This window comes from Pseudomonas monteilii NBRC 103158 = DSM 14164, assembly GCF_000730605.1.
Taxonomy (GTDB): domain Bacteria; phylum Pseudomonadota; class Gammaproteobacteria; order Pseudomonadales; family Pseudomonadaceae; genus Aquipseudomonas; species Aquipseudomonas monteilii.
On record NZ_BBIS01000017.1, the window covers coordinates 179178 to 197838 of the forward strand.

Genomic DNA, 18661 nt, shown 5'->3' on the forward strand with positions numbered 1-18661 from the left:
CTCCCCTCAGCCCTGCATCAACAGGCTGGCTTCAAGCGCCACGATGGCAACGACGCCGGCGATCTCGCTGCGTACCAGGCGGCGCCGCGCTTGCGCGTCGTCCTCACGCGCAAGCAGCCGGCGACGCATCCAGACCCAGCCGTAGGCCGTCGCGCCATACAGGCACAGCCGCCAGACCAGGAAGTAGCCCGCTGCTGCCGCCAGCCAACGCTCCCAGCCCGCGACACTTCCGACGAGGTAGATGCCAACGATGTTGGCACCCACGGCGACGGCCGCGAGTACCATCGTCCACAGCAGCGCCTTCGCTGCGCGCCGGTTGAACAGCCAGCGCGGGCGCAGCCAGGCCGCACGCATCAGGCTCATGGCCGGCCTCCCGGATTGCCCTTCTGCAACTGATCGAGGCGGTCAGGCACCGGATCGCCTTCGTAGATGCCACGCGAGCCCGCCGCGCGCGTGCCGTGGCGCTGGATGATCGCCATGGGCGAGTTGTTCGCCAGCTCCCGGCGCAGCTCCAGCTCGGTCTTGAGGTTGCGAATCTCGCGATCGAGCGTGTCGCTCTCGTGGTTCACCGCCTCCACGGCGAGCTGGTTGGCCGCCACGTTGGGCTCCTTCTTGCCGGTCAGCAGCGTGCGTTGCAGCAGTAGCGCCTTCTCCAGCACCGACGCCAGCGCAACCTCGGACGCCAGGCGCTGCGACAGCAGGTGCTGGTCCGGTTCGTCGCGCAGTGCCTCGACCACGCCGCGCGTGATGGGCAGCGACGCGCTGCCGGCCTCCCGCAGGTTTTCGGGCGTCGTGTTCTTCGCCTTGGAGACCAGGTCCTGGAGCGCCTGCAGCTTGGCGTCGTACTCCTCCTGGATCAGGGGCGTCAGCCCGACGCCGGGCACCGTCTCCGTCTTGGTGCAGGCGTCGCAGGTGCGCTGCTCCTTCTCGCCGAGCACCCGTGTTGCCCACTCGATGGCCGCCTGCGGCGTGGTCCAGGTTTGGCACGACAGGCTCGTGCAACTGGCCGGAGCGATTGCCGACGTGTCGGTCACCCCGCGGCCATTGACCAGGTTGTAGCCCGCGCGGGTGACGTCACCGACCACCTTGATCGCGGGCTGACCGGAGCCGCCGGCATTGCTTCCCCCGACCCAGGGCACGCCATCGTTGCCACGGCGCGTCTCGGCCTGCTCGATGGCCGAGACGGCATCCGTGCTCGAAACAGCGTCACGCAGCGCCAACCCCTCTGCCATCTGGCTCCAGCCGAGTTGGCCGCCAGCCGTTTCGGCCATCTTTTCGGCCATGGCGCGGCACGTCAGCTTCGAGCGGTCGAAATCCAGCCGCGCTTGCAGAACGCCGTTGGTGAGCAGGTTGTAGAGGCCTGGATCTGCACGCTGGATGATCAACGCCGGCAGGGACGCCACAGCACTCGTAGCACTCTGGATCACCGAGGACATGATCTGCTGAAAGCCATTGGTGACACCGTTGAGTTGATTCTTCAACGTGGTCTGGATGCTCATGTCGCCGCAGATCAGATTGCTGTTCCAGCCGACACCCACGCCGAGCGAGCGCATGCCGGCTGCGCGGCCCATCGAAACGGCGCTGCCGCCGCCGATGGAGTACATGACGTCATCGCCGATGACGTTGCCGCTGGTCTGGTAGCCCAGTTGGCCCCAGGCCACGCCGCTTGCCAGAACCAACGCGCCGGTAAGCGCCAAACAGATCCTCTTGCCACGAGCCGGTGGGGAGAACTGCATAGAGTCGGAACGCTTCATCGCGGCACCTCAAAGGAAATCAACGCTGCCAAGGAACACCTGTCCACGGCGTTCGCAGCAGGCATACGGCCGCCACAGCGCCCAGGCGTAGTCGCCTTGCTGGGCCTGAGTCAGGAAGCCGGTGCGTGGGAAAACCGTGCAGGACGAGGACAGGACGGGCGTGAGTTCCTGCCACTTGCCAGTCGAGGCATCACCCTCCATCAGCGCGCTGGCGGGCCAGTAGCCATCGCGGGCATTGGCAAGCAGCGGCTGGTACACGTGCAACTGCCCGCGGCGCGTGACGACATCGCCCGCACGCTGGGCCACCACGGCTCCCGATTTGTGGTCGTCGGTCTGGTGCAGGAAGCCGCCGCGGGGATACACGTTGCCCCAAAGGTTCATCGTGGTGCGTGCGCCGACCTCGCGCATGCCGGGAATCAATGCCTCCGGGTAGGCCATCTCGGGCACGTTGTAGCGCCAGGCAAGCGTGTCCAAGGTGCTGAGCAGATACGGCATGAATGCCGTTCCCGCGCCCTCGCAGAAGTAGCCCGAGGACGAAACAAACTGGTTGAACACCTCGACGCCGGGATGGCCGATCACGTCGGCGTTCTTGAATTTCGCGAGATTGTTTTCGTGATCCTCGTTCGTCGTTCCATCGCCGCCCGCTTGGGCGGACGGGTTGGCCGTACTCATCGCCCGGACTTCGACCCACGGGTTCTCGCCCGTGTTGCTGTAGCTGGAGACGACCGCATCGGGGATGTAGTGGCGCACCTTGACAGAGGTGCGCACCGTGCAGCCTCCCCAGGTGCAGTAGAGCCAGTAGCAGATACCCACCACCCGGTACTCCAAGCAATCGGGCGAGGCCACCGAGGCAACGATGGCGGTGGTGTTCAAGGCGTAGCTACCCGTGGCGCTGAGCAGCAGCAAGGAAGCCACGCCAGCCCGCATGCGGCGCATAAGGTCGAATGGCCTCGTCATGGCTGGGTCCTCCGACGCTGCTCGATGCGCGCGACAGCGCGGGCCACATCCGGCTCGCCATAGACCACGTAGCGCTGATCCACCACGACAGCCGGGATGCTGGTGATGCCCAGGCTCCATGCGTCGGTGACGCCCTGGTATGCGGAAGCGATGCGGCGCTGTAGGTCGGCGCCGCCTTGGTTCAGCCGACGCTTGACGGTGGCCGCCGCCTGTTCGGGGGCGGCGGGCAGTTCCGCAGAAAGCTCCGCTTCAATCCGGCGGGCTTCGTCCAGCTCGATCAGCCGCTCGCCGCCCATGGTCTTGACCGGGTGGTGGCTGTCGGTGACGACCAGTACGTCGGCTGCGAAGGTGACGGGGCTGAACACGGCCAGGGACGCCGGCAGCGCCACGACGAGACCAAGGGTTCGCCAGCCCGACGCGAACGTGGAAAAGGATGCCGGCATGTCGCGTGCCCCGAAAGTTGATCAGGGCCATAGTCAAACGCGAACCCGATGCCACCCCAACAAACAATGCGCATCGCGGGCTGCCCGCATACCTGCTTGTCCCGGGCCATAAAAAAACGGAGGCCGAAGCCTCCGCGAGGATCAATGAAGCAATGCGACCGTTACAGCAGGCCTGACTCCGCAAAGGAGAACGGGGAACCTTGGCCTACGATGATGTGATCCAGTACCCGTACATCGATGAGCGCCAGCGCGGCCTGCAGTTGCTGGGTCAGCACACGATCCGCGCTCGACGGCTCGGAGATGCCCGAGGGGTGCTGGTGCGCGAAGATCACCGCGGCGGCGTTCAACTCCAGCACACGCTGTACGACGACACGTGGATAAACAGAAGTCGAGTTGATCGTGCCCCTGAACAATGGCTCGTAGGCCAGCACCTGGTGCATGCTATCCAGGAACACAGCGGCGAATATCTCGTTGGGTTCAGCGACCAGTTTCACGCGCAGATAGTCCCGCACGGCGGCCGGCTGGCTGAGGCATGGTCCAGCTTTGAAGATCCGTTTTTCCAGCAGCACGATGGCCTGCTGGATGATCCAGTCTTCGTGCTGGGCAGCTACGGCGGAAAGCGACTCCACACAGGAGTCATTGATGGCGAAAGACATGGCGAACCTCCAGACGGTGAGATCGGAGGGCGCGCGCCCCCGAGGGCAAGCCCTCCTGGGGATGAGAATGAAAAGATGCATCCATCACCGCGATTGCGGTGACCGTTCGCGGCCAGGATGCAAGGCGAACGAGTCGCGGTCAGCGCAGAGGACTGCGCCGTAGCCTTGAAGACCGGGGCTACCTGGGCATGTCGCCGACGACGTCGGCAGGCATTTCGGATGTGGGTGTGCTGGTCGGACCCTCAGCCGCCAGCATGTCCATGGCTGACAGCAAGGCATCGCCCTCGATCGGCCCCTGCAGCAGGATGGCCTGGCCCGTTTGGCGATCGAGCAGGCGCAGCGACGGCGTGGCGGTTACGCCGCTCTTGGTGGCTTCCGCAGCCTGGGCGCGGATAGCCGCACTGGGCCTTTCGCTTGCCATGCACTGCTCGCTGGCTGGCGTCGATTCGGGGTACCGCAAGCCATCGGGCAAGCCCTGGCCGCCGCTGCGCGTGTGGGCATAGACCCATTCGATCGCCTGCCAGAACGCGACATGCCCACCTGCTTCGGCAGCGCATTCCACTAGGCGTGCCTCGGCTGACGCGGCCGGCTCGTGCTCGGCCAGCGGCTGGTGGTGCCATTGCAGCGCCACGTCGGTGTTGTTGCCGATCCACCGCTTGAGCTGCGGGAAATACTCCCGGCAGAACGGGCACTCCAGGTCGGCATAGAGCGTCAGCGTGAAACGGCCTTTGGGGTTGCCCATTAGCCAGGGCGGCCCGGCCACCGGTGCCATGCTGACCGGCGTGGGCGGCTGCGGCGGGGATTCGCCGGGCGACCTTGACACAAGCCAGATCAGCAGCAGCGCGACCAGCACAGCAGCCAATGCCCAGGGCCAGCGGGGCCGCCCGTTGCGGCGGCGGAACGCCTGGACCTGCATCGGAATGGAAGGACGTTTCTGTTCCATGGCGTTCTCCGTCTTACGACAGTTCCAAGGCCGGCGACTCGATGCCGCGCGCCTGGTCGATCTTCTCGGCCACCTTGAAGGCCGCTTCCAGTTCGGTGCAGCCGTAGTGCTGCATGAGCTGGTAGCGCTCGGCCTTCTCTTCGGGTTCGGTCTGCGCCAACGCCAAGTACAGGCTGGGCGGCACGGCGCGGAACAGCACTTCCATGCTCTTGGAAAGGATGACGCCCTCGGTGAACTTGCCCGCTTCTTTGCGCGCCGAGAGCATCAGCGCTTTCTGCGCGGGCGAGAGTTCGCGGAAGCGTGCAATCTTCTCGACCTCATCGGGCGGCATCGACAGGCAGATCCACCACTCAATCATGTTGAGCATGGGCTCCGCGGCACGCGGCAGATCGTCGATATTTTGTGTAGCCAGCCAGAACCAGGCCCCTAGCTTGCGCCACATTTTTGTAATTTTTACAACGTAGGGCGCAAGCAGCGGGTTCTTCGTGATGATGTGGCCTTCGTCGGTCACATTGATGATCGGACGGCCCAGGTACTGGTCGCGCTCGGCGATGTTGTTCACCGTGCTGATCAGGCTGATGTAGGCGATGGAGAGCTGCGCGTTGTAGCCCTCCCGGGCATAGGTCGCGAGATCCACCAGCGTGATGTCGGCCTCGGGCCACGGCGTGCCATCGCGATCGAACATCTCGCCGTCCGTGCCTTGGCAGAACATGTCCATCGCGTCCGCCATCTCCAGCAGCCGCACGCGCCGCATCTCGGGCAGCGTCGGGTCCTGGCCGCGCGTGCGCAGCGCGTTGCGCACGTCGCGCGTGAGCACCGTGCGTTTCTCGGCCACGCAGTGCTCGGCGGCATCGAGGATGCACTGGCGGATCAGCGAGCGATCGGCCCGCGTCATCCGGGCTTCTTCCTTGTCCTCGCCGCCTGTGATCATCAGCCGTGCCGTGATCTCCAGTTCACCCAGCACGTCGCGCTGCTCGTCCTCCTCCATGACCGAGGAATCGGCTGGCAATTCTTCATCCAGTGCATCGGCATCAAGCGTCTGCACGTTGCTGGGCGTTTCGATCAGCCGGCGAGCGTCGGCGAACGGCGCCAGGCTGATGCCCGAGCCAGGAGCCAGCTTGACCCGGTTCACGGTCAGACCCAGGCGCTTTGCGAAGTCGCTGAACAAGCCAAAGCTGTTGCCGGCTTCCACGATGAACAGCCGCGGCCGGTAGATGGCCGTGACCTGGTTCAAGAGGTTGTTGAGCGTTGCGCTCTTGCCCGAGCCGGTGGGGCCGAACAGGAACAGATGGGCGTTCATCTGCCTGTCCAAGCGGTTCAGTGGATCAAACGTGATCGGCCCGCCGCCGCGGTTGAAGAACGTGTTGCCCGGATGACCCGTACCCTGGCTGCGACCCCACGCCGGCGAGAGATTCGCCACATGCTGGGCGAACATCAGTTGGGTGAACCAGTTCCGTCGATCTTGCGCAGGGTTGTAGCAGCACGGTAGCCAGCGCAGGTAGCTGTTGAGCGGCGCGACTTCATCGTCCTCGCGCACAGGCTGCAACCCCGCGTTGAGCATCACGTTGGCGAGGTCCAGACCGCGCCTGTCAAGTTCGGCTTCATCGCGTCCGCGCAGATAGAAGGCCAGCGTGCCGCGGTAGAGCTTGTGCGCGCTGCCGATGAGCGAGCGTGCCTCCTGCACATCCTTGAGCGTTTGTTCCGATGCCAGTGTTTCGCCGACAGCCTTCTTCGCCAGGTGATTCAGGTGCGATTCGAGGATGTCCTGGGGCGTCGCCACCATGGTCAGACACATCGTGGTGTCTTCGGGCATCTGATCGAAAAGCGTGTTGATAGCGTCCCCCTTGCGGGTTTCGCCGGTCAGGTGCCCCGTACCGGGCGGCATGCGTAGCCGGTCGGTGACCAGTACGCGATGCGGCATACCGTCAAAGTACCAGGTGCCGTGCTCGGCATCGGAGCGAGGCTGACCGAAGAACAGCCGTTGACTGAAGTCCCGACCACTCGCCAGCTCAATCTCACCTTCCTCCACCTCGTCGGGATAGCGGGCCAGCGCATAGAAGCGCTCTCGCTCCTCAGCGCCGGGCCCGAGCATCGTGGGGCGTGGGTTGAACCAACGCAGCAGCCAGTCGTGAACATCGGCCGCGACCATGCGCCGGGCCTGGATGCCGGCGTTCGCCAAGCCGCCGCAGAGGCGATCGCAGACGATGTTCAGCATTTGCTCGGGTGTCTGGCCGCGGCGGTTCGCCTGCCCGGCGGCCCGGCGATAGACCACCATGCGCACGCGCCGCGTCTGGCCGCGCCAGCGCAACCGCGTGACCACCGTATCCTCGAACAGTCCGCCGGGCTTGGCCACCGCGCGCAGGTGGTGGCCAAAGAAGCGGAGGTAGAACTCGGTGAAGGCCGTGCTGCGGGCGCGCGGCTGCACGTAGTCGCGTAGCGTCTGCATGTACTGGTCGAAGCTGGGCTCGTCCTGTGCATAGAGCTGGAGCACCCACGGGTTCTCATCCAGCTCATCGAACGAGTCCTGGAGCGCGTTTTCGAGCGCATCGCGGGCATGAGCGAGCCAGCCCGGTTCCCGACCTTCGGTGCCTAGCGGGACCAGTTCGTAGAAGGCCGCGACCGATTGCCCGTCCTCCAGCAGCATGGACTTCGACGGCGGCAGGAACTCCACCCACGGCAGCAGCTCCGCGAATGACTGCGCAACGTCGTACATCGCCTGCTCGTCCGCCACGGTCGCCGGCCTGCGGCCCTGGACCGTCGCTCCGGGTTCGGCAATGCCGGCCTGGCGCAACGCCTCGACGTGGCGCTGCCAGCCGTCCGGCTGCTCGTCATTGCCACCATCGGATGCAGCCAGCTTCGGCCAGGGGAGTTTCCAGCGCATCAGTAGTCCTCCACGCGCTCGCCCGGCATGGCGTACTGCACACGCTGGTACAGGGGAAAGACCGTCGTGTAGCCCGGAACCGGCACGGGATCGGTGCCCGCCAGGTGCGGGTACACATACATGACAAGATCGGGGTTCGGCAGGCGGTGGAACTGGCGATAGACCTCGTTGCGCGCCGTGCGCGTGTAGCGCATCTGCTCGGTGGGCGCGGCCTCCACGTCGGCCTCGGTCAGCGTCCGGCGCAGGCTCTGGCGTGCATCGAGCAATTGCCTGCGCGCCACCTGGCCGGCGCCACCACCCCCGTCACCGGCGTTCTGCTGCCAGATGTCCATCATCGTGCTGTCGCCGTGGGGGAGCAGCTTTTCCTTGCTGGTGGCACAGCCGCCGAGCACCGCGACGGCGAGGGCCAGCGCCAGGGCCTTATTCAAGTTCGAGAGCATGGCTTTCTCCTGCGCGGTGATCGACCTTGCGGCCTTCGGGATCGAAGTCGATGGCGAGCGGCTTTTCGAGGTGGACGGCGACCTTCGCGCCGGGCTGGACATAGACAGCGGCGAACGCCTGGCCGTACAGCTTGTTCACCCAGTCGGCCATGTCGCGCACGCCACCGGCCAGGATGCGGCCCACGGCTTCATTGCCCGAGATACCGACGCTGCCGATGGAGCCGTCGGCGCCGACGTAGGACATCTGGCCGCTGTCGCTGTCGATCAGCGAGGCGACGCCGGCACCGGCGGCGGTAATCAGGGCTTGCGAGCCAAGGTACTGCTGGGCGTTGCTGCGCCGCTCCCCGCTGACGCAGGGAATGCCGTATGGGTCGCTGATCCAGCCCAGGCCTCCACTTTGAGAGTTCTGCTGCTGGTTGTTTTGCTGGTTGCCGTCGCGGTCTTCGGGGATGGTGCGGATCGTGCCGTCGTGGAAGACGAAGGTGATGCTGCGTACCTGGCCGCGCACGCACGAGAGCGTCCAGTCGCCCGATGCGGTGCCGCTGAACACGGCACCGGCCACGTCGGGAATGTCGATGCCATTGGCGGTCAGGTTGTCCGATCCGACCAACACCTTGAAGGGGTACGGATCGTTGACGGTTCCGTCGATCGGCACGCGGCCGATCAGCGCCGTCATCGCCACCGACCCCATCAGCGTCGAATTGGTCGGTACGGTATAGACCGCCTTGGCGCTCTTCACGCCTGCGGCGCGTGCGCCCGCGTTCGCCACGGTTTCCGCCGTGGTTTCCAACGTGCTCTGCGCGGGGCCGAAGCTCGTCGGGAAGCTCATGCCGCTACCCGTGCCACGACTGCTGTTGCGCCCCTCGGCTTTCCTCGCATCGTCGGGTTCGACCCAGCGCACGCCGCCTTCCATGCCGGCCTCGTCGCCGTCACGCAGCCCCAGACCCACCGGCAGGTCGGCATGGCCGCCGCCACGTCCGCCGATACTGTCCAGGCGCCGTTGCAGGTCGGCCAGCAGCCCTTCGGTCTGCTGACGCGCGCTGGCTGCCTGCTCTTGGTCGCGACGCAGGTTGGTGCGCTCGGAGTCGAGGGCCGAATTGATGCGCTGGTCAATGGAGTTCTCGCGCTGGCGCAGTCGCTGGTTTTCTTCGCGCTGGGATTTGTTGTCCGAGAGCGCGGTCTGAAGCTCGGTGCGCAACTGCTTCACTTGGGCAACGAGCGTCGCCACGGTGTCGCGCGGGGTATCGCCCTCGATGCCCAGCGCCTTCATTTCCGCTGGCGTGAGCTTGGCGCCGGCATCCGCGGTCGGTGGTGCCGAAGTGCTGCCTCCCGAGAACAGCCGGATGGCGACGAACAGCACCAGCACGGCAACCGGGATCATCAGCCACTTCAGGAGTCCATTACTGCGCATGGCGGACCTCCTTGCGGTCGGTGCCATCCTGGGAACCGGCTTCCGGTTGCGGGAGATGCACGGCCGGGTCGAAGCGGTTGACCGCTGGTAGCAGCGATTGCGCAAGGCCACGCCCGCGCGTCACCAGGTACAGAACGGTCGTGTCCTCGGGCGTCCCGCGCGGGCCAAGCGCCTCGTGTTGGAAGGTGGCGGTGAGGAAATCGCCTTGCAGCACGCGCGGGTCCAGGGTGATCCAGCCGCTGCTGCTGTTGGTCAGGCGCACGGCGGTCACCCACTGGTCTTCCAGACGCCATGACGCGAGCGCGACCGCGCGCACGGGCAGCGTCGGCATCAGCGTGCCGAGGTCGAGGTCACGGCGCAGGTTCACCCGCATGACGCTCGGCAGCGGCTCCACGGTGCGTAGCGGCGCGTAGAGGTTCTGTGCGGCAAAGCGCGTCAGGACAACCGACACCGGGGTCTCGCGTCGCGCCGCTCGCGCGCCGGCCTGGTCCTGGGCGCGCGCCGGAGCTTCGTTGTCATCGCCGGGCTGATCGCCATAGCGCGCCGGGGTGCTGTTGCCCTCGACGATGCGCACTGGTTCCAGCTCGGCTTCGCCGTCCTTGGCTGGCTCCGCCGCAATGTCCAGCAGGATCAGCGCGCCCGTGTCGGCGTCCTGCAATTGCAGCCGCGTGGGCTCGATCGGCTCGCTGGCGCGCAGGTACACCGCGCCGCCCGCGCTCTGCACCCGTAGGCGCTCGCCGACGCCCGCAGGTACGCCCACGCGGACGTTGCGGTCGATGAACACGATGCGCTCGTGGCCGACCTTCAGCGGCACCGCCAACGGCATACGTTCCCAGCGCAGGATCTCCACTGCCTGGACAGCAGGAGCGGCGGCCACGGCCAACAGCCCCAGCAGCGTGAGTACAGGATGCTTCATGGGGTTTCTCCTTGGGGCGCTTGCGGAGACAGGCCGCCAGACGCCGGGCGCGTTGGCTCCGGCGTGCTGATGCGCTGGGGCGCGCCCTCATAGCAGTCGAGCGCCAGGCCGAACGGGTTGCGGGCAGGATCGACGTCCACCCGCGTGACCTTCACTGGATAGCGCACCAGAGCGCGCTTGACTTGCTCGGCGCCGTAGTACTCGTCGGCGGTGATGTCCAGCGTCACCACCCAGTCGCGGTCGGAGACCACGCGCACGCGCGCCGTAGGGTCGTCGCCGTAGCCGCGGCCGGGGATTTCATAAATCCCGCGCACGCGCTGGCGCAGCTCGCCCGTGCTGCGGCGGTAGTCGTAGTCCGCGCGAAGGAAGGCCTGGCAGGACGGGGTGAGATACGGCGAGAGCGTGTGGAGGTTGCGCGCGTAGTCCTCTTCGCCATTCGTCGGCCAGCGGTTGAGCGTCTGGAACACGTAGAACGTGAACGCATAGACCGATTCGGGCGGCACTTCCCACCACTTCCTGGTACTGCCGGAGCGCAGGTCAGGCGGAACGTGGATGGTCAGATCGCGCGGAGCGCTCCACCAGCCGCCGCCCATGACCAGGGCGACGATGACCAGGGCGCCAGCCCCCAGGCGAAGCGTCTTGATGTGCGCCTGCAGGTGGGTGATCTCGTTCTTGAAGCGGCTCATCGCGCGCTCCTTCGGGTGGTCCAGAAGCCGGAACGCGAGATCAGCACATGGCCGCCCACCCAACCCGCCATCAGTGGATGACGTGTCGCAATGCGCCATTGCAGTTGCCGATACAGCCAGGTGTCGGGACGCCCGCGTTTGAGGCGGCGAAGAATGCCGCCGCCGATGAACACGCCCAAGGCCACGCCCAGGACGACGAACGTGGGAGCTAGCGCGATCGTGCGGAACACCCACGACAGCGGCGCGCCGACCAGCAGGCCGGCGGCGCCGGACAAGCCGCAGCAGATCCACAGCTCGTCGGCGGTGAGGCCGCGCACGACAACGGGGTGGCGGTTGAGCCGGTGCGGAAGGAACGTCACGGTCCCGTCCGCACGGACGTGCTGCTGCTCAGACATACCGGCCTCGCCTTACAGGATGCCGGTGGCTTCGGTGAGCAGCCAGATGCCGATCACGAGCAGGACGGCGCCGATGGCGACCGTGAGGCCGAACTGGCCCCACGTCTTGCGGCCTGTGTGGATTTCCGCGTAGGTCCCGTAAGCGTGGTAGCACACGCCGATGAACATCGACGCCACCACCAGCAGGGCTACGAGCATGATGATGTCGTAGCCGTAGTTGCGGATCGTTTCCATGATGCCGTTGCCCGTGCCGCGGGTCGGGTTCTCCAATTGCGGCAGACCCTGCGCGAACGACAGCACGGGCAGCGCAGCGGCGCCCAGGGCCACGGCGGCGCGCTGGGCAAGACGGGAATTGAGGATGCGGTTTTGCATGGTCATGCCTTTCAGGTCAGGAGAGGAGGAAGAAAGTCAGGACGAGGTACATCGCGACGAATCGGATGCAGACGCCGAGGAACTGGCGCTGGTTGAGGCGGCTCTCGGACCACCCCACGTAGGCCGTTCGCATGGCCCAGACGCCCCAGACGAGCAGGACCGCGAACACGACGCCGACCAGGACGGTCGCCATCGCTGAAGGTGCGATGCCGCTGTTGGCTTGAAATGCCGAGACCTGGGCGCCGTTCATGGCTTGCCCTCCGCGGTCGTCGGCGGTGATGGCGGGACGACCCGCTCCGTGCGGTAGTCGCCGGCCAATTCGGACGGGTCGCGCGGCTGGGCGCGCGACGGTGTGAGATGGGCCTGGATGCCGGCGCGCACGCGCGCCAGGTCAGCCAGCAGCCTCGGGTAGTCGAAGTGGTAGCGCTCGCCCGGCTGGATGGGGGCATGCGCGGCGCTGTCGGCGACCGTGCGCTCCAGCGCGTCGAGTTGGCGCAGCGCTGCGACCAGCTCCTGACGCTGCGCTGGGGACTCGGCCAAGGCCATCGAGGACTGGCCCAACACAAGGGCCGTCACGAGAAAAGTGGGCACGCCGCGATGCGCGGCGCGCAGCCAGATCGGAGCCAACATCGCGCCATTCCTGTGTGATCAGCAATGGCTAGATCGTGGAGATCAGGGCTGTTTCAGGCCGCAAACAATAGGAACCTGCGGATGACCGGATTGATCGGCTAGAGGTACTTCTTGAAGCTGCCCGCAGTCAGGCTCACGGCCAGTCCCAGCAAGGCGGCGCTCGGCAACAGGATCAGCAATGGATGCACCGAGATCGGCAGTGCCAGGTACGTGATCCACGGCAGCACGGCCAGGGGCATAAGGCTGGCTTTCGCGCGGTGGTAGATGAACCCGGATTCGCGGCCCGCGCCGAACCTGCGCACGTCACGTCGCACCAGACCGTCAATCAGACCGACGAAAGCAGCCGTGAAGATCAGTGGCAGCGTGAGCACCAGGACCAGCAGGCGCACTAGGAAGGTCAGCGTCGTGAAGGCCGCGGCGATCAGGTAGCTCTCGGCCCAGACATAGGCTTGGCTGATGTAGTAGCGGAAGTTGCGCGCCTGCTCGTGGCTGGGCGCGCGGACGCGCTCGGCGGTCTGGCTCATGCGCGCCAGCAGCCCGGAGCGAACAAACACCCATTCGTAGCCTGTATCCACCAACTCGTGCGCCGTGCGCCCCGGCTCCTGCACGACCACGCTGCGCGTGAAGTGGTTGGACAGATGCCCAAGCTCGTACTGCAACATCTGCTGGGAATGGCGCCAGCCCTGGTCCTTCCAGAACAGGTGCATGCCGACGCACTCCACCACGATCGAGAACAGCAGCGAGCCGATCAGCACTCCAAGCAAGCGAAACGGCAAGGTGATGGTGCCGACGATCAGGCCCTGGCGCTGATTCTGCTCCCGCTGCGCGGTCGAGGCGGCGTCCTTCACGGCGCGGCCTCGTCGCCACTGTGGTCGGTGTCGGTGGCCACCGCAGCAGGCTCGGCTGGAGCAGCATCATCCAGCAGGTCATCGGGCAAGGCCGCATCCTGCAAGGCCGGGGAACTGGTGAACTCCCACCACTGCGTAGCCTCGCTGTAGCTCTGGCGCATGTACCCTGCCAGTTGTTGCAGGTCCGTCGGCATCACTTCATCCGGGTCTGGTAGCGGCAGCGGCATGCGAACCTTCCAAAGCTGGCCGCCCTGCAGCAGCGCGAAGCATTGGCCTTTTGGCAGGCCGACTACGTGCGATGGCTCGATCATCGGCACGCTGGACATGCTGATGCGGTCCTGGGTGTTCGACGTGAAATCCGTCGCGCCGCGGATGTCCGAACTGTCGGTTGCCCCGGAGACGATGGTAGTGGTATAGACCTCGACCTTCGGCAACTGCCGCGTCAGCAGTTCGGCAGTGGCAGTCTCGCGCACGCGCAGCATGAACAGGTTGTTGAAGTTGCCGATCACCTGGCCAGCTTTCGCGCGATTGCCGATGCGGGCCTCGATGTCCGAGAGGGTCTGCGTGTACGCGGTGACTTGCAGCCCGGCGCCGCCGCCTTTGTTGATAAGCGGCACGAATTCGTCACCCATGAGTTCATTGAATTCATCCGCATGGACGTTGATCGGTACGCGCGCGCCAGCCGAGGCGTCTGGCAGGCCATCGTCGATTCCGTGCTTGTAGATATGGCCCGCGACCGAAACCAGGTCGGAGAACATGGAGTTGCCGACCGCTGCGGCAACCTCGGCGTCGGACAGCGCGTCCAGTCCCACATAGACGATGGCGCGCTTCCTGATGACTTGCATCCAATCGAAGATCGGGCGCGGGTCGGCCAGGTCGGAATAGTTCGGTGCCAGGAGCTGCGCGATCTTGCCGCTGGTTAGCTTTTCCAACAACGGCAGCAATGACGCGACGATCTTGTCGAAGTAGGTCTTGTCGTACCGAACTGCCGAGCGCAGTCCGTCGAGCACCGGGTCGTAGTTGCGCGCCTGGGAGAGATACTGCTCCAGCGCAACCACGCGCTTCTCTCGCCCGATCATGTTGCGCGGGATGTTCTTCTCGTTGAGCTTGGCCTCGATCTGGACGATCACCTCCCAGGCCTTGGGCTCGGTCTTGGCGAAGTAGTGCTGGGCGTACTCGATAAACAGCGCGTCGATGTTGATGACGTGCCGCTGGATCAGCATGTAGTCCGGGCGCTGTCCCAGTTCCACCAGGGCACGAGCAATGATGTTGACGAAGCGCCACGCGAACTCCCTGAAGGCCGCGCTATTGCCTTCACCGGAGAGTTGCCCTGCGATACGGGTGGCGACTTCCGAGATGCGACCGAATCGGCCCACCGCGTTGTAGCGGGCGCTGATCTCCGGCCAGCCCAAGTGGAAGATGTAAAACTCGCCTTCACGGCCGGCGCGCTTGGCCTCGACATACATGCGCTTCAAGAGGTCCGCATCCCCTTTGGGGTCGATGACGATCACGACTTCGTGCTCGCCGGCAGCGCTCTTGCGGCGGATGTCCTGGGTCACGAACAACTCGGCCAGTCGCGTCTTGCCCACGCGCGTGGTGCCCAGCACCAGCGAGTGCCCGACACGCTCGCCGAGCGGAAGGCTGACGTCCACCTCGTCCGGTTCGATGCCGTGCAGGCGTGGCAGGCCGCCCACAGGCGGCAGCGGACGCACCGGGTTGAAAGGAGCATCCCAGCCCGTGAGCGCGGACAGCCGGGATAGCGGGAACGGCGCGAACTCCAGCCGCTCCTCCAGTCGCCGTGCCAGCCGGTAGGCAGGCGTCGGCTCGACGTATCGGCGGAACTCCGGCCGGTACGTCTGCATCAGCCTATGGGTGTGTTTTTGTTCCCACAGGAACCCGCGCCCGATGAAAAGCCGCTGCTGGCTGACGGGCACGTCCTTGCTCGTCATCACGTAGCGCGACAGGCGGCGGATGTTGCGTCGGTAGCGCAGGATCACGCGGGCATCGCGATAGCGGATCGCGCCGTAAGCGCCGAAAGCCAGCGCGCTGCCGACGCCCATCGACGGGCTCAGCGCGAGCGACCATGGGGCCACCAGGCACAGAAACGCGGCGCCTGCACACGCCGCGACGGTGTATAGCTCCACCGCTGGGCGTAGCAGAACCTCGACCGGCTGTTTCCCCGACATGGCTTCATTGCTCGATGCCGGTGGCCGTGATCAGCGCCGGGTAGTGCCGCAGCCCCAGGCGATCGGCCAGGTCGTCTCCGGCTACGGGCGCGAGCGGCACGCCCGGCACCAGGGCACGCAACCGTGCCAGGCCCTGCGCGGTCTCGACATTGACCACGAGGCCGACCGCGCCGCGTTCGCGCAAAGCGACGCCGCGGCGCTGCAGCCAGGCCCGGGAGGCGTCGTCGTCGCCGATGACCACGAACGGCCGCAGGCCGGGCGCTTCGATCACGCGCCGCGCGACGGTGCCGGGCGTGAGCTTGGCGCTACGCACCGGCAGCATCGCTGCCTCGTCCGCGGGTGTGGCGGGAACCTGTGGCGTCGGAATGGGCGGCCGGCCCGGGACATCGGCGCGCGCCTGGAGGTTGAGGGCCTCGTAGTACGGCAGCGCCGACGTGCCACCGCGATCTTCGACCACGATCAGCGGATCGCCGGCACGCGATGCCAGCGGCAGACCTGCCAGCAGCACAAGCAGGCCCCGCAGGGCCAGATGGGATTTTGTCATGGGGAAGTCTCCTGGCGCGCGGCGAGCACCGCGGCGTTTGGATGTGCGCCCTGCACACGCGCGAGATGGCGCGACACGCTGCGCCGGTAGCGGGCGGCGGGCTCGCCGCCCGCAGGACGGTGGTAGCGGCCGATCGCGAGCAGCCAGTCTTCGCCGGACGTGTGCTGCTCGTTCAGGATTTCAGCGGCGATGGCGAGGTTTCGATACGGGTCCAGCAGGTCGCACGCGCTGGTGAAGCGATGCTTGTGGTAGCCGAGGTTGATCTGGACCAGGCCTGCATCGATGCGCGTGTGGGGCGTGGTACGCATTGCCTGTTGCAAGCCCGAGCAGGCGTCGGCGCGCGTGGCGAAGCGGCGCGACTGGCCGGCGACATTGAGGGACCACGGCCACGGCACGATGCGCCCGTTGCGTCGAACGCCGCTCTCCTGCAAGGCCACGGCGTAGAGCACGGTCGAGGGGATGCCCGCCTGCTGGGCGGCGAGCTGGTAGGCAGGTGGCGGAATCTCCTGGGCATGGACGGCGCAGGCGCACAGGCCGGTAGCGAGCACCAGTGCGCACAAGAGCTGCGAGAAGGAGGTGGCCGCTACGGCTGGCGCTGCCATTGGCCGTTCACCTCGCGCACAGCCGCGGGCAAGTCACCGGGCAGGCCCAGCGACAGCCAGCGGCCGCCGTCGTGGTTGAGGGTAATGCTGCCGCTGCGCACGCGCGCCGGGTCGATCTGCGCGCGCTTGGCCCAGTCGCGGATGCGTGCGTCGTCCTGGCGGCTGCCCACCATATACAGGTCGAACTCGGCACCCGAGGATTGCAGCCGCTGCACGAGCTGCCCACAGGCCGCGCAGCCGTCCTTGACGAACACCGCCATGCGACCGCTGCCGCGCGCGGTGCCGGTGCCCGGCCCGTCGTCGGGCAGGTTCACGCGCTGCATGCCGGGGTTCAGGCGCTGCCAGGCTTCGTCGTAGGCACGTTGGTAGGCGAGCAGCTTCTCGACGCGGCGAGCCTCGACTTGCACCTGCAGCTCTGCATAGCGCCGCCGTTCTTCGTCGGTGCGTGCCTCGATGCCTAGGGCAGACAGCGGGTCCAGGTTTGGCGAGTAGATGCCCAGCGGCCCATCCATCAGCTCGCGGTAACGCGCCCATTCCTGGGGTTGGAGCCCCCAGTTGCTTGCTACTCGGTCGTCCAGGACGCGGGCGGCCAGCGGGCGCTCCTGGCTCTGCGCATTGCGGGCTGGAGCTGTGGCTGGCTGTTGCGCCCACGCGGGCCACTGGACTGAAGCCAGTAGGAGTGCGGAAAGGATGATCGACGGCTTCATGTCGTGTGCTCCGATCAGGGAATCGCCACGCGACGGATCTGTTCGCCGGCTTGGAACACCGCAGCGCTGCCATCGATTGCCTGCAAGCGCCATGGACCGACCGCATCACCGGGCAACAGCACCTGAAGCTGGTCGGGCGTGAAGTCCCCGCTGCTCGGCGCGACGGACACACTGAGCTGGCCGGCGCGCAGTTCGGCGCCGACGATGCGGAACGGCAGTGGCGGCGGTTCAGGCTTGGCGGCGGGCTTGCTCGATGTGCGCGGCTGGGCGGGTGTTGCTGCACGCGCGGCGGTCTGACGCGTCTTGATCTGCTCGATCTCCGCGCGCAGCGCCTGAAGGTCGTCGGCTGCTGCGTAGCTGCTCAATGTCTTCTCAACTTGGGAAGCGCGTGCTTCCAGGATTTGGCGGGTGTCTTTGAGGTCCGCCGCCGTTGCGACCTGCGGACGCTGCTGGATGGTTCCGATGGTCTCGGCCAAGGCCACCGCCTGCGCTTCGAGGCGTTGCAAACGGGAGTCGAGCCGTTCCTCGTCGGCCTGGTCGCTCATCGCCTGGTAGCCGAGGGCCACGATGACGCTGAGACCGAGCAGCCAGAGCCAGAGCAGGCTTTGCGCCACCACGGCGGCAGCCGGGCGCCGCGAGGATTGGGGAGTGTTCATGGCTGGCCGCCTGGAATGGAGGGCATCAGTGGGAAGGTCTGCACCGCATCGGCGGCGGCCGGTTCAGGCATGGATTCGACGGCCATGCTGTCGCCGGGCCGCTCGAAGCAAATTTGTCGTGCGCGGTCATCCGCGTGCAGTTCCCAGGCCGGACCAGCTAGGGTGATCAGCGCGTCGCGCAAGGTCATGGGACCGAGATGCAGGTGCGCCGCCGGCAGCGGCAGCGCATACAACTCGATCACGGCATGTGCCGTTTGACACAGGCTGTAGCCGCTGCGCTTGAGCACGTGCCGCAGCCCATCGCCGACCGTGACGCGGGCATCCGCCGGCATCGAAACATCGATGGTCTGCAACAGCAGGTCGCGCTGCGCCGCCGTGGGGGCCAGCTCGACCAACGTGTAGCGCCCATAGCGCACAACGGGGATGTACTCGGGCGCTTCGGGTTCGGGCGCGGTCGAGACTTCCTCGAAGGCATCGGGTGCGTGCGGCGCAGTCGTTGTCGCGCAGCCGCCAGCCAGTACCGACCAAAGCAGGCCGAGAAATCCCGTCAGCAGGCGGCGTTCGGGATGGTGAAACCAGGGTGGAGAGGGGCACATAGCTCGGCGTCCTGAAACATCGAGCCCTCACCATCGCC

General features: G+C 66.4%; 22 protein-coding genes. All 22 read right to left on the minus strand.

The window, feature by feature from the left end:
• Window positions 1–6 precede the first annotated feature (6 nt).
• Complete coding sequence (locus PM2_RS10575; RefSeq protein ID WP_017516006.1) at window positions 7–363, minus strand: hypothetical protein; 357 nt, start codon at window positions 361–363, stop codon at window positions 7–9.
• Window positions 360–1736, minus strand: coding sequence for an integrating conjugative element protein (locus PM2_RS10580; protein ID WP_425301414.1), 1377 nt, complete (start codon window positions 1734–1736; stop codon window positions 360–362). Before PM2_RS10580 ends, PM2_RS10575 begins: the two co-directional genes overlap by 4 nt.
• Window positions 1737–1763: 27 nt before the next feature.
• Window positions 1764–2711, minus strand: coding sequence for a TIGR03756 family integrating conjugative element protein (locus tag PM2_RS10585; protein ID WP_023103897.1), 948 nt, complete (start codon window positions 2709–2711; stop codon window positions 1764–1766).
• The gene (locus PM2_RS10590; protein ID WP_017514119.1) at window positions 2708–3154 is read right to left on the minus strand and encodes a TIGR03757 family integrating conjugative element protein; all 447 of its coding nucleotides are present in this window, start codon (window positions 3152–3154) and stop codon (window positions 2708–2710) included. Before PM2_RS10590 ends, PM2_RS10585 begins: the two co-directional genes overlap by 4 nt.
• Before the next feature lie 161 nt (window positions 3155–3315).
• Window positions 3316–3810: a RadC family protein gene (radC, locus tag PM2_RS10595; RefSeq protein ID WP_023103898.1), complete on the minus strand. Its 495-nt coding sequence runs from the start codon at window positions 3808–3810 to the stop codon at window positions 3316–3318.
• Window positions 3811–3988: 178 nt separating this feature from the next.
• On the minus strand, window positions 3989–4753 hold the full coding sequence (locus PM2_RS10600) for a DsbA family protein (RefSeq protein ID WP_028690954.1): 765 nt from the start codon (window positions 4751–4753) through the stop codon (window positions 3989–3991).
• A gap of 13 nt (window positions 4754–4766) precedes the next feature.
• The gene (locus PM2_RS10605; protein WP_023103900.1) at window positions 4767–7634 is read right to left on the minus strand and encodes a conjugative transfer ATPase; all 2868 of its coding nucleotides are present in this window, start codon (window positions 7632–7634) and stop codon (window positions 4767–4769) included.
• Complete coding sequence (locus PM2_RS10610) at window positions 7634–8074, minus strand: TIGR03751 family conjugal transfer lipoprotein (protein ID WP_023103901.1); 441 nt, start codon at window positions 8072–8074, stop codon at window positions 7634–7636. The genes PM2_RS10605 and PM2_RS10610 overlap by 1 nt, the downstream gene beginning before the upstream one ends.
• Window positions 8055–9485, minus strand: coding sequence for a TIGR03752 family integrating conjugative element protein (locus tag PM2_RS10615; RefSeq protein WP_017515583.1), 1431 nt, complete (start codon window positions 9483–9485; stop codon window positions 8055–8057). The genes PM2_RS10610 and PM2_RS10615 overlap by 20 nt, the downstream gene beginning before the upstream one ends.
• Window positions 9475–10401 carry a TIGR03749 family integrating conjugative element protein gene (locus PM2_RS10620; RefSeq protein WP_023103903.1) on the minus strand — a complete coding sequence of 309 codons (927 nt, stop codon included), beginning with the start codon at window positions 10399–10401 and terminating at the stop codon, window positions 9475–9477. The genes PM2_RS10615 and PM2_RS10620 overlap by 11 nt, the downstream gene beginning before the upstream one ends.
• The gene (locus PM2_RS10625) at window positions 10398–11087 is read right to left on the minus strand and encodes a PFL_4703 family integrating conjugative element protein (RefSeq protein WP_023835765.1); all 690 of its coding nucleotides are present in this window, start codon (window positions 11085–11087) and stop codon (window positions 10398–10400) included. The genes PM2_RS10620 and PM2_RS10625 overlap by 4 nt, the downstream gene beginning before the upstream one ends.
• A complete protein-coding gene (locus tag PM2_RS10630; RefSeq protein ID WP_023103905.1) occupies window positions 11084–11482 on the minus strand; it encodes a TIGR03750 family conjugal transfer protein in 399 nt (132 codons plus the stop codon). The genes PM2_RS10625 and PM2_RS10630 overlap by 4 nt, the downstream gene beginning before the upstream one ends.
• A 12-nt stretch (window positions 11483–11494) precedes the next feature.
• A complete protein-coding gene (locus tag PM2_RS10635) occupies window positions 11495–11854 on the minus strand; it encodes a TIGR03745 family integrating conjugative element membrane protein (protein WP_023103906.1) in 360 nt (119 codons plus the stop codon).
• A 16-nt stretch (window positions 11855–11870) separates the two neighbouring features.
• Window positions 11871–12104 carry a TIGR03758 family integrating conjugative element protein gene (locus PM2_RS10640; RefSeq protein WP_009459672.1) on the minus strand — a complete coding sequence of 78 codons (234 nt, stop codon included), beginning with the start codon at window positions 12102–12104 and terminating at the stop codon, window positions 11871–11873.
• Window positions 12101–12484 (minus strand): integrative conjugative element protein, RAQPRD family, encoded by a 384-nt coding sequence (locus PM2_RS10645; RefSeq protein WP_023465080.1) that lies wholly within the window; start codon window positions 12482–12484, stop codon window positions 12101–12103. Before PM2_RS10645 ends, PM2_RS10640 begins: the two co-directional genes overlap by 4 nt.
• Before the next feature lie 98 nt (window positions 12485–12582).
• Window positions 12583–13332, minus strand: a complete 750-nt coding sequence (locus tag PM2_RS10650) for a TIGR03747 family integrating conjugative element membrane protein (RefSeq protein WP_023103908.1) — start codon at window positions 13330–13332, stop codon at window positions 12583–12585.
• Window positions 13329–15518 carry a type IV conjugative transfer system coupling protein TraD gene (gene traD / locus PM2_RS10655; protein WP_023103909.1) on the minus strand — a complete coding sequence of 730 codons (2190 nt, stop codon included), beginning with the start codon at window positions 15516–15518 and terminating at the stop codon, window positions 13329–13331. The genes PM2_RS10650 and traD overlap by 4 nt, the downstream gene beginning before the upstream one ends.
• A 4-nt stretch (window positions 15519–15522) precedes the next feature.
• The gene (locus tag PM2_RS10660) at window positions 15523–16062 is read right to left on the minus strand and encodes an integrating conjugative element protein (RefSeq protein WP_017515759.1); all 540 of its coding nucleotides are present in this window, start codon (window positions 16060–16062) and stop codon (window positions 15523–15525) included.
• Window positions 16059–16664 carry a transglycosylase SLT domain-containing protein gene (locus tag PM2_RS10665; RefSeq protein WP_028690955.1) on the minus strand — a complete coding sequence of 202 codons (606 nt, stop codon included), beginning with the start codon at window positions 16662–16664 and terminating at the stop codon, window positions 16059–16061. The genes PM2_RS10660 and PM2_RS10665 overlap by 4 nt, the downstream gene beginning before the upstream one ends.
• Window positions 16646–17371 (minus strand): TIGR03759 family integrating conjugative element protein, encoded by a 726-nt coding sequence (locus tag PM2_RS10670; RefSeq protein ID WP_023103911.1) that lies wholly within the window; start codon window positions 17369–17371, stop codon window positions 16646–16648. Before PM2_RS10670 ends, PM2_RS10665 begins: the two co-directional genes overlap by 19 nt.
• Window positions 17372–17385: 14 nt before the next feature.
• Window positions 17386–18027, minus strand: coding sequence for a hypothetical protein (locus PM2_RS10675; RefSeq protein WP_023103912.1), 642 nt, complete (start codon window positions 18025–18027; stop codon window positions 17386–17388).
• Entirely contained in the window at window positions 18024–18623 is a 600-nt protein-coding gene (gene pilL2 / locus PM2_RS10680) for a PFGI-1 class ICE element type IV pilus protein PilL2 (protein WP_028690956.1), read from the minus strand. The genes PM2_RS10675 and pilL2 overlap by 4 nt, the downstream gene beginning before the upstream one ends.
• Between the last annotated feature and the right edge of the window lie 38 nt (window positions 18624–18661).

Excerpts from the sequence above, each read along its gene's own strand:
- PM2_RS10575 (WP_017516006.1), bottom strand. The coding sequence starts at position 363 with ATGAGCCTGATGCGTGCGGCCTGGCTGCGCCCGCGCTGGCTGTTCAAC.
- PM2_RS10675 (WP_023103912.1), bottom strand. The coding sequence starts at position 18,027 with ATGAACACTCCCCAATCCTCGCGGCGCCCGGCTGCCGCCGTGGTGGCG.
- PM2_RS10580 (WP_425301414.1), bottom strand. The coding sequence starts at position 1,736 with ATGCAGTTCTCCCCACCGGCTCGTGGCAAGAGGATCTGTTTGGCGCTT.
- traD (WP_023103909.1), bottom strand. The coding sequence starts at position 15,518 with ATGTCGGGGAAACAGCCGGTCGAGGTTCTGCTACGCCCAGCGGTGGAG.
- PM2_RS10635 (WP_023103906.1), bottom strand. The coding sequence starts at position 11,854 with ATGCAAAACCGCATCCTCAATTCCCGTCTTGCCCAGCGCGCCGCCGTG.
- PM2_RS10660 (WP_017515759.1), bottom strand. The coding sequence starts at position 16,062 with ATGACAAAATCCCATCTGGCCCTGCGGGGCCTGCTTGTGCTGCTGGCA.
- PM2_RS10610 (WP_023103901.1), bottom strand. The coding sequence starts at position 8,074 with ATGCTCTCGAACTTGAATAAGGCCCTGGCGCTGGCCCTCGCCGTCGCG.
- PM2_RS10585 (WP_023103897.1), bottom strand. The coding sequence starts at position 2,711 with ATGACGAGGCCATTCGACCTTATGCGCCGCATGCGGGCTGGCGTGGCT.
- PM2_RS10645 (WP_023465080.1), bottom strand. The coding sequence starts at position 12,484 with ATGTTGGCTCCGATCTGGCTGCGCGCCGCGCATCGCGGCGTGCCCACT.
- PM2_RS10605 (WP_023103900.1), bottom strand. The coding sequence starts at position 7,634 with ATGCGCTGGAAACTCCCCTGGCCGAAGCTGGCTGCATCCGATGGTGGC.
- PM2_RS10665 (WP_028690955.1), bottom strand. The coding sequence starts at position 16,664 with ATGGCAGCGCCAGCCGTAGCGGCCACCTCCTTCTCGCAGCTCTTGTGC.
- PM2_RS10670 (WP_023103911.1), bottom strand. The coding sequence starts at position 17,371 with ATGAAGCCGTCGATCATCCTTTCCGCACTCCTACTGGCTTCAGTCCAG.
- PM2_RS10620 (WP_023103903.1), bottom strand. The coding sequence starts at position 10,401 with ATGAAGCATCCTGTACTCACGCTGCTGGGGCTGTTGGCCGTGGCCGCC.
- radC (WP_023103898.1), bottom strand. The coding sequence starts at position 3,810 with ATGTCTTTCGCCATCAATGACTCCTGTGTGGAGTCGCTTTCCGCCGTA.
- PM2_RS10600 (WP_028690954.1), bottom strand. The coding sequence starts at position 4,753 with ATGGAACAGAAACGTCCTTCCATTCCGATGCAGGTCCAGGCGTTCCGC.
- PM2_RS10630 (WP_023103905.1), bottom strand. The coding sequence starts at position 11,482 with ATGTCTGAGCAGCAGCACGTCCGTGCGGACGGGACCGTGACGTTCCTT.
- PM2_RS10640 (WP_009459672.1), bottom strand. The coding sequence starts at position 12,104 with ATGAACGGCGCCCAGGTCTCGGCATTTCAAGCCAACAGCGGCATCGCA.
- PM2_RS10625 (WP_023835765.1), bottom strand. The coding sequence starts at position 11,087 with ATGAGCCGCTTCAAGAACGAGATCACCCACCTGCAGGCGCACATCAAG.
- pilL2 (WP_028690956.1), bottom strand. The coding sequence starts at position 18,623 with ATGTGCCCCTCTCCACCCTGGTTTCACCATCCCGAACGCCGCCTGCTG.
- PM2_RS10615 (WP_017515583.1), bottom strand. The coding sequence starts at position 9,485 with ATGCGCAGTAATGGACTCCTGAAGTGGCTGATGATCCCGGTTGCCGTG.
- PM2_RS10590 (WP_017514119.1), bottom strand. The coding sequence starts at position 3,154 with ATGCCGGCATCCTTTTCCACGTTCGCGTCGGGCTGGCGAACCCTTGGT.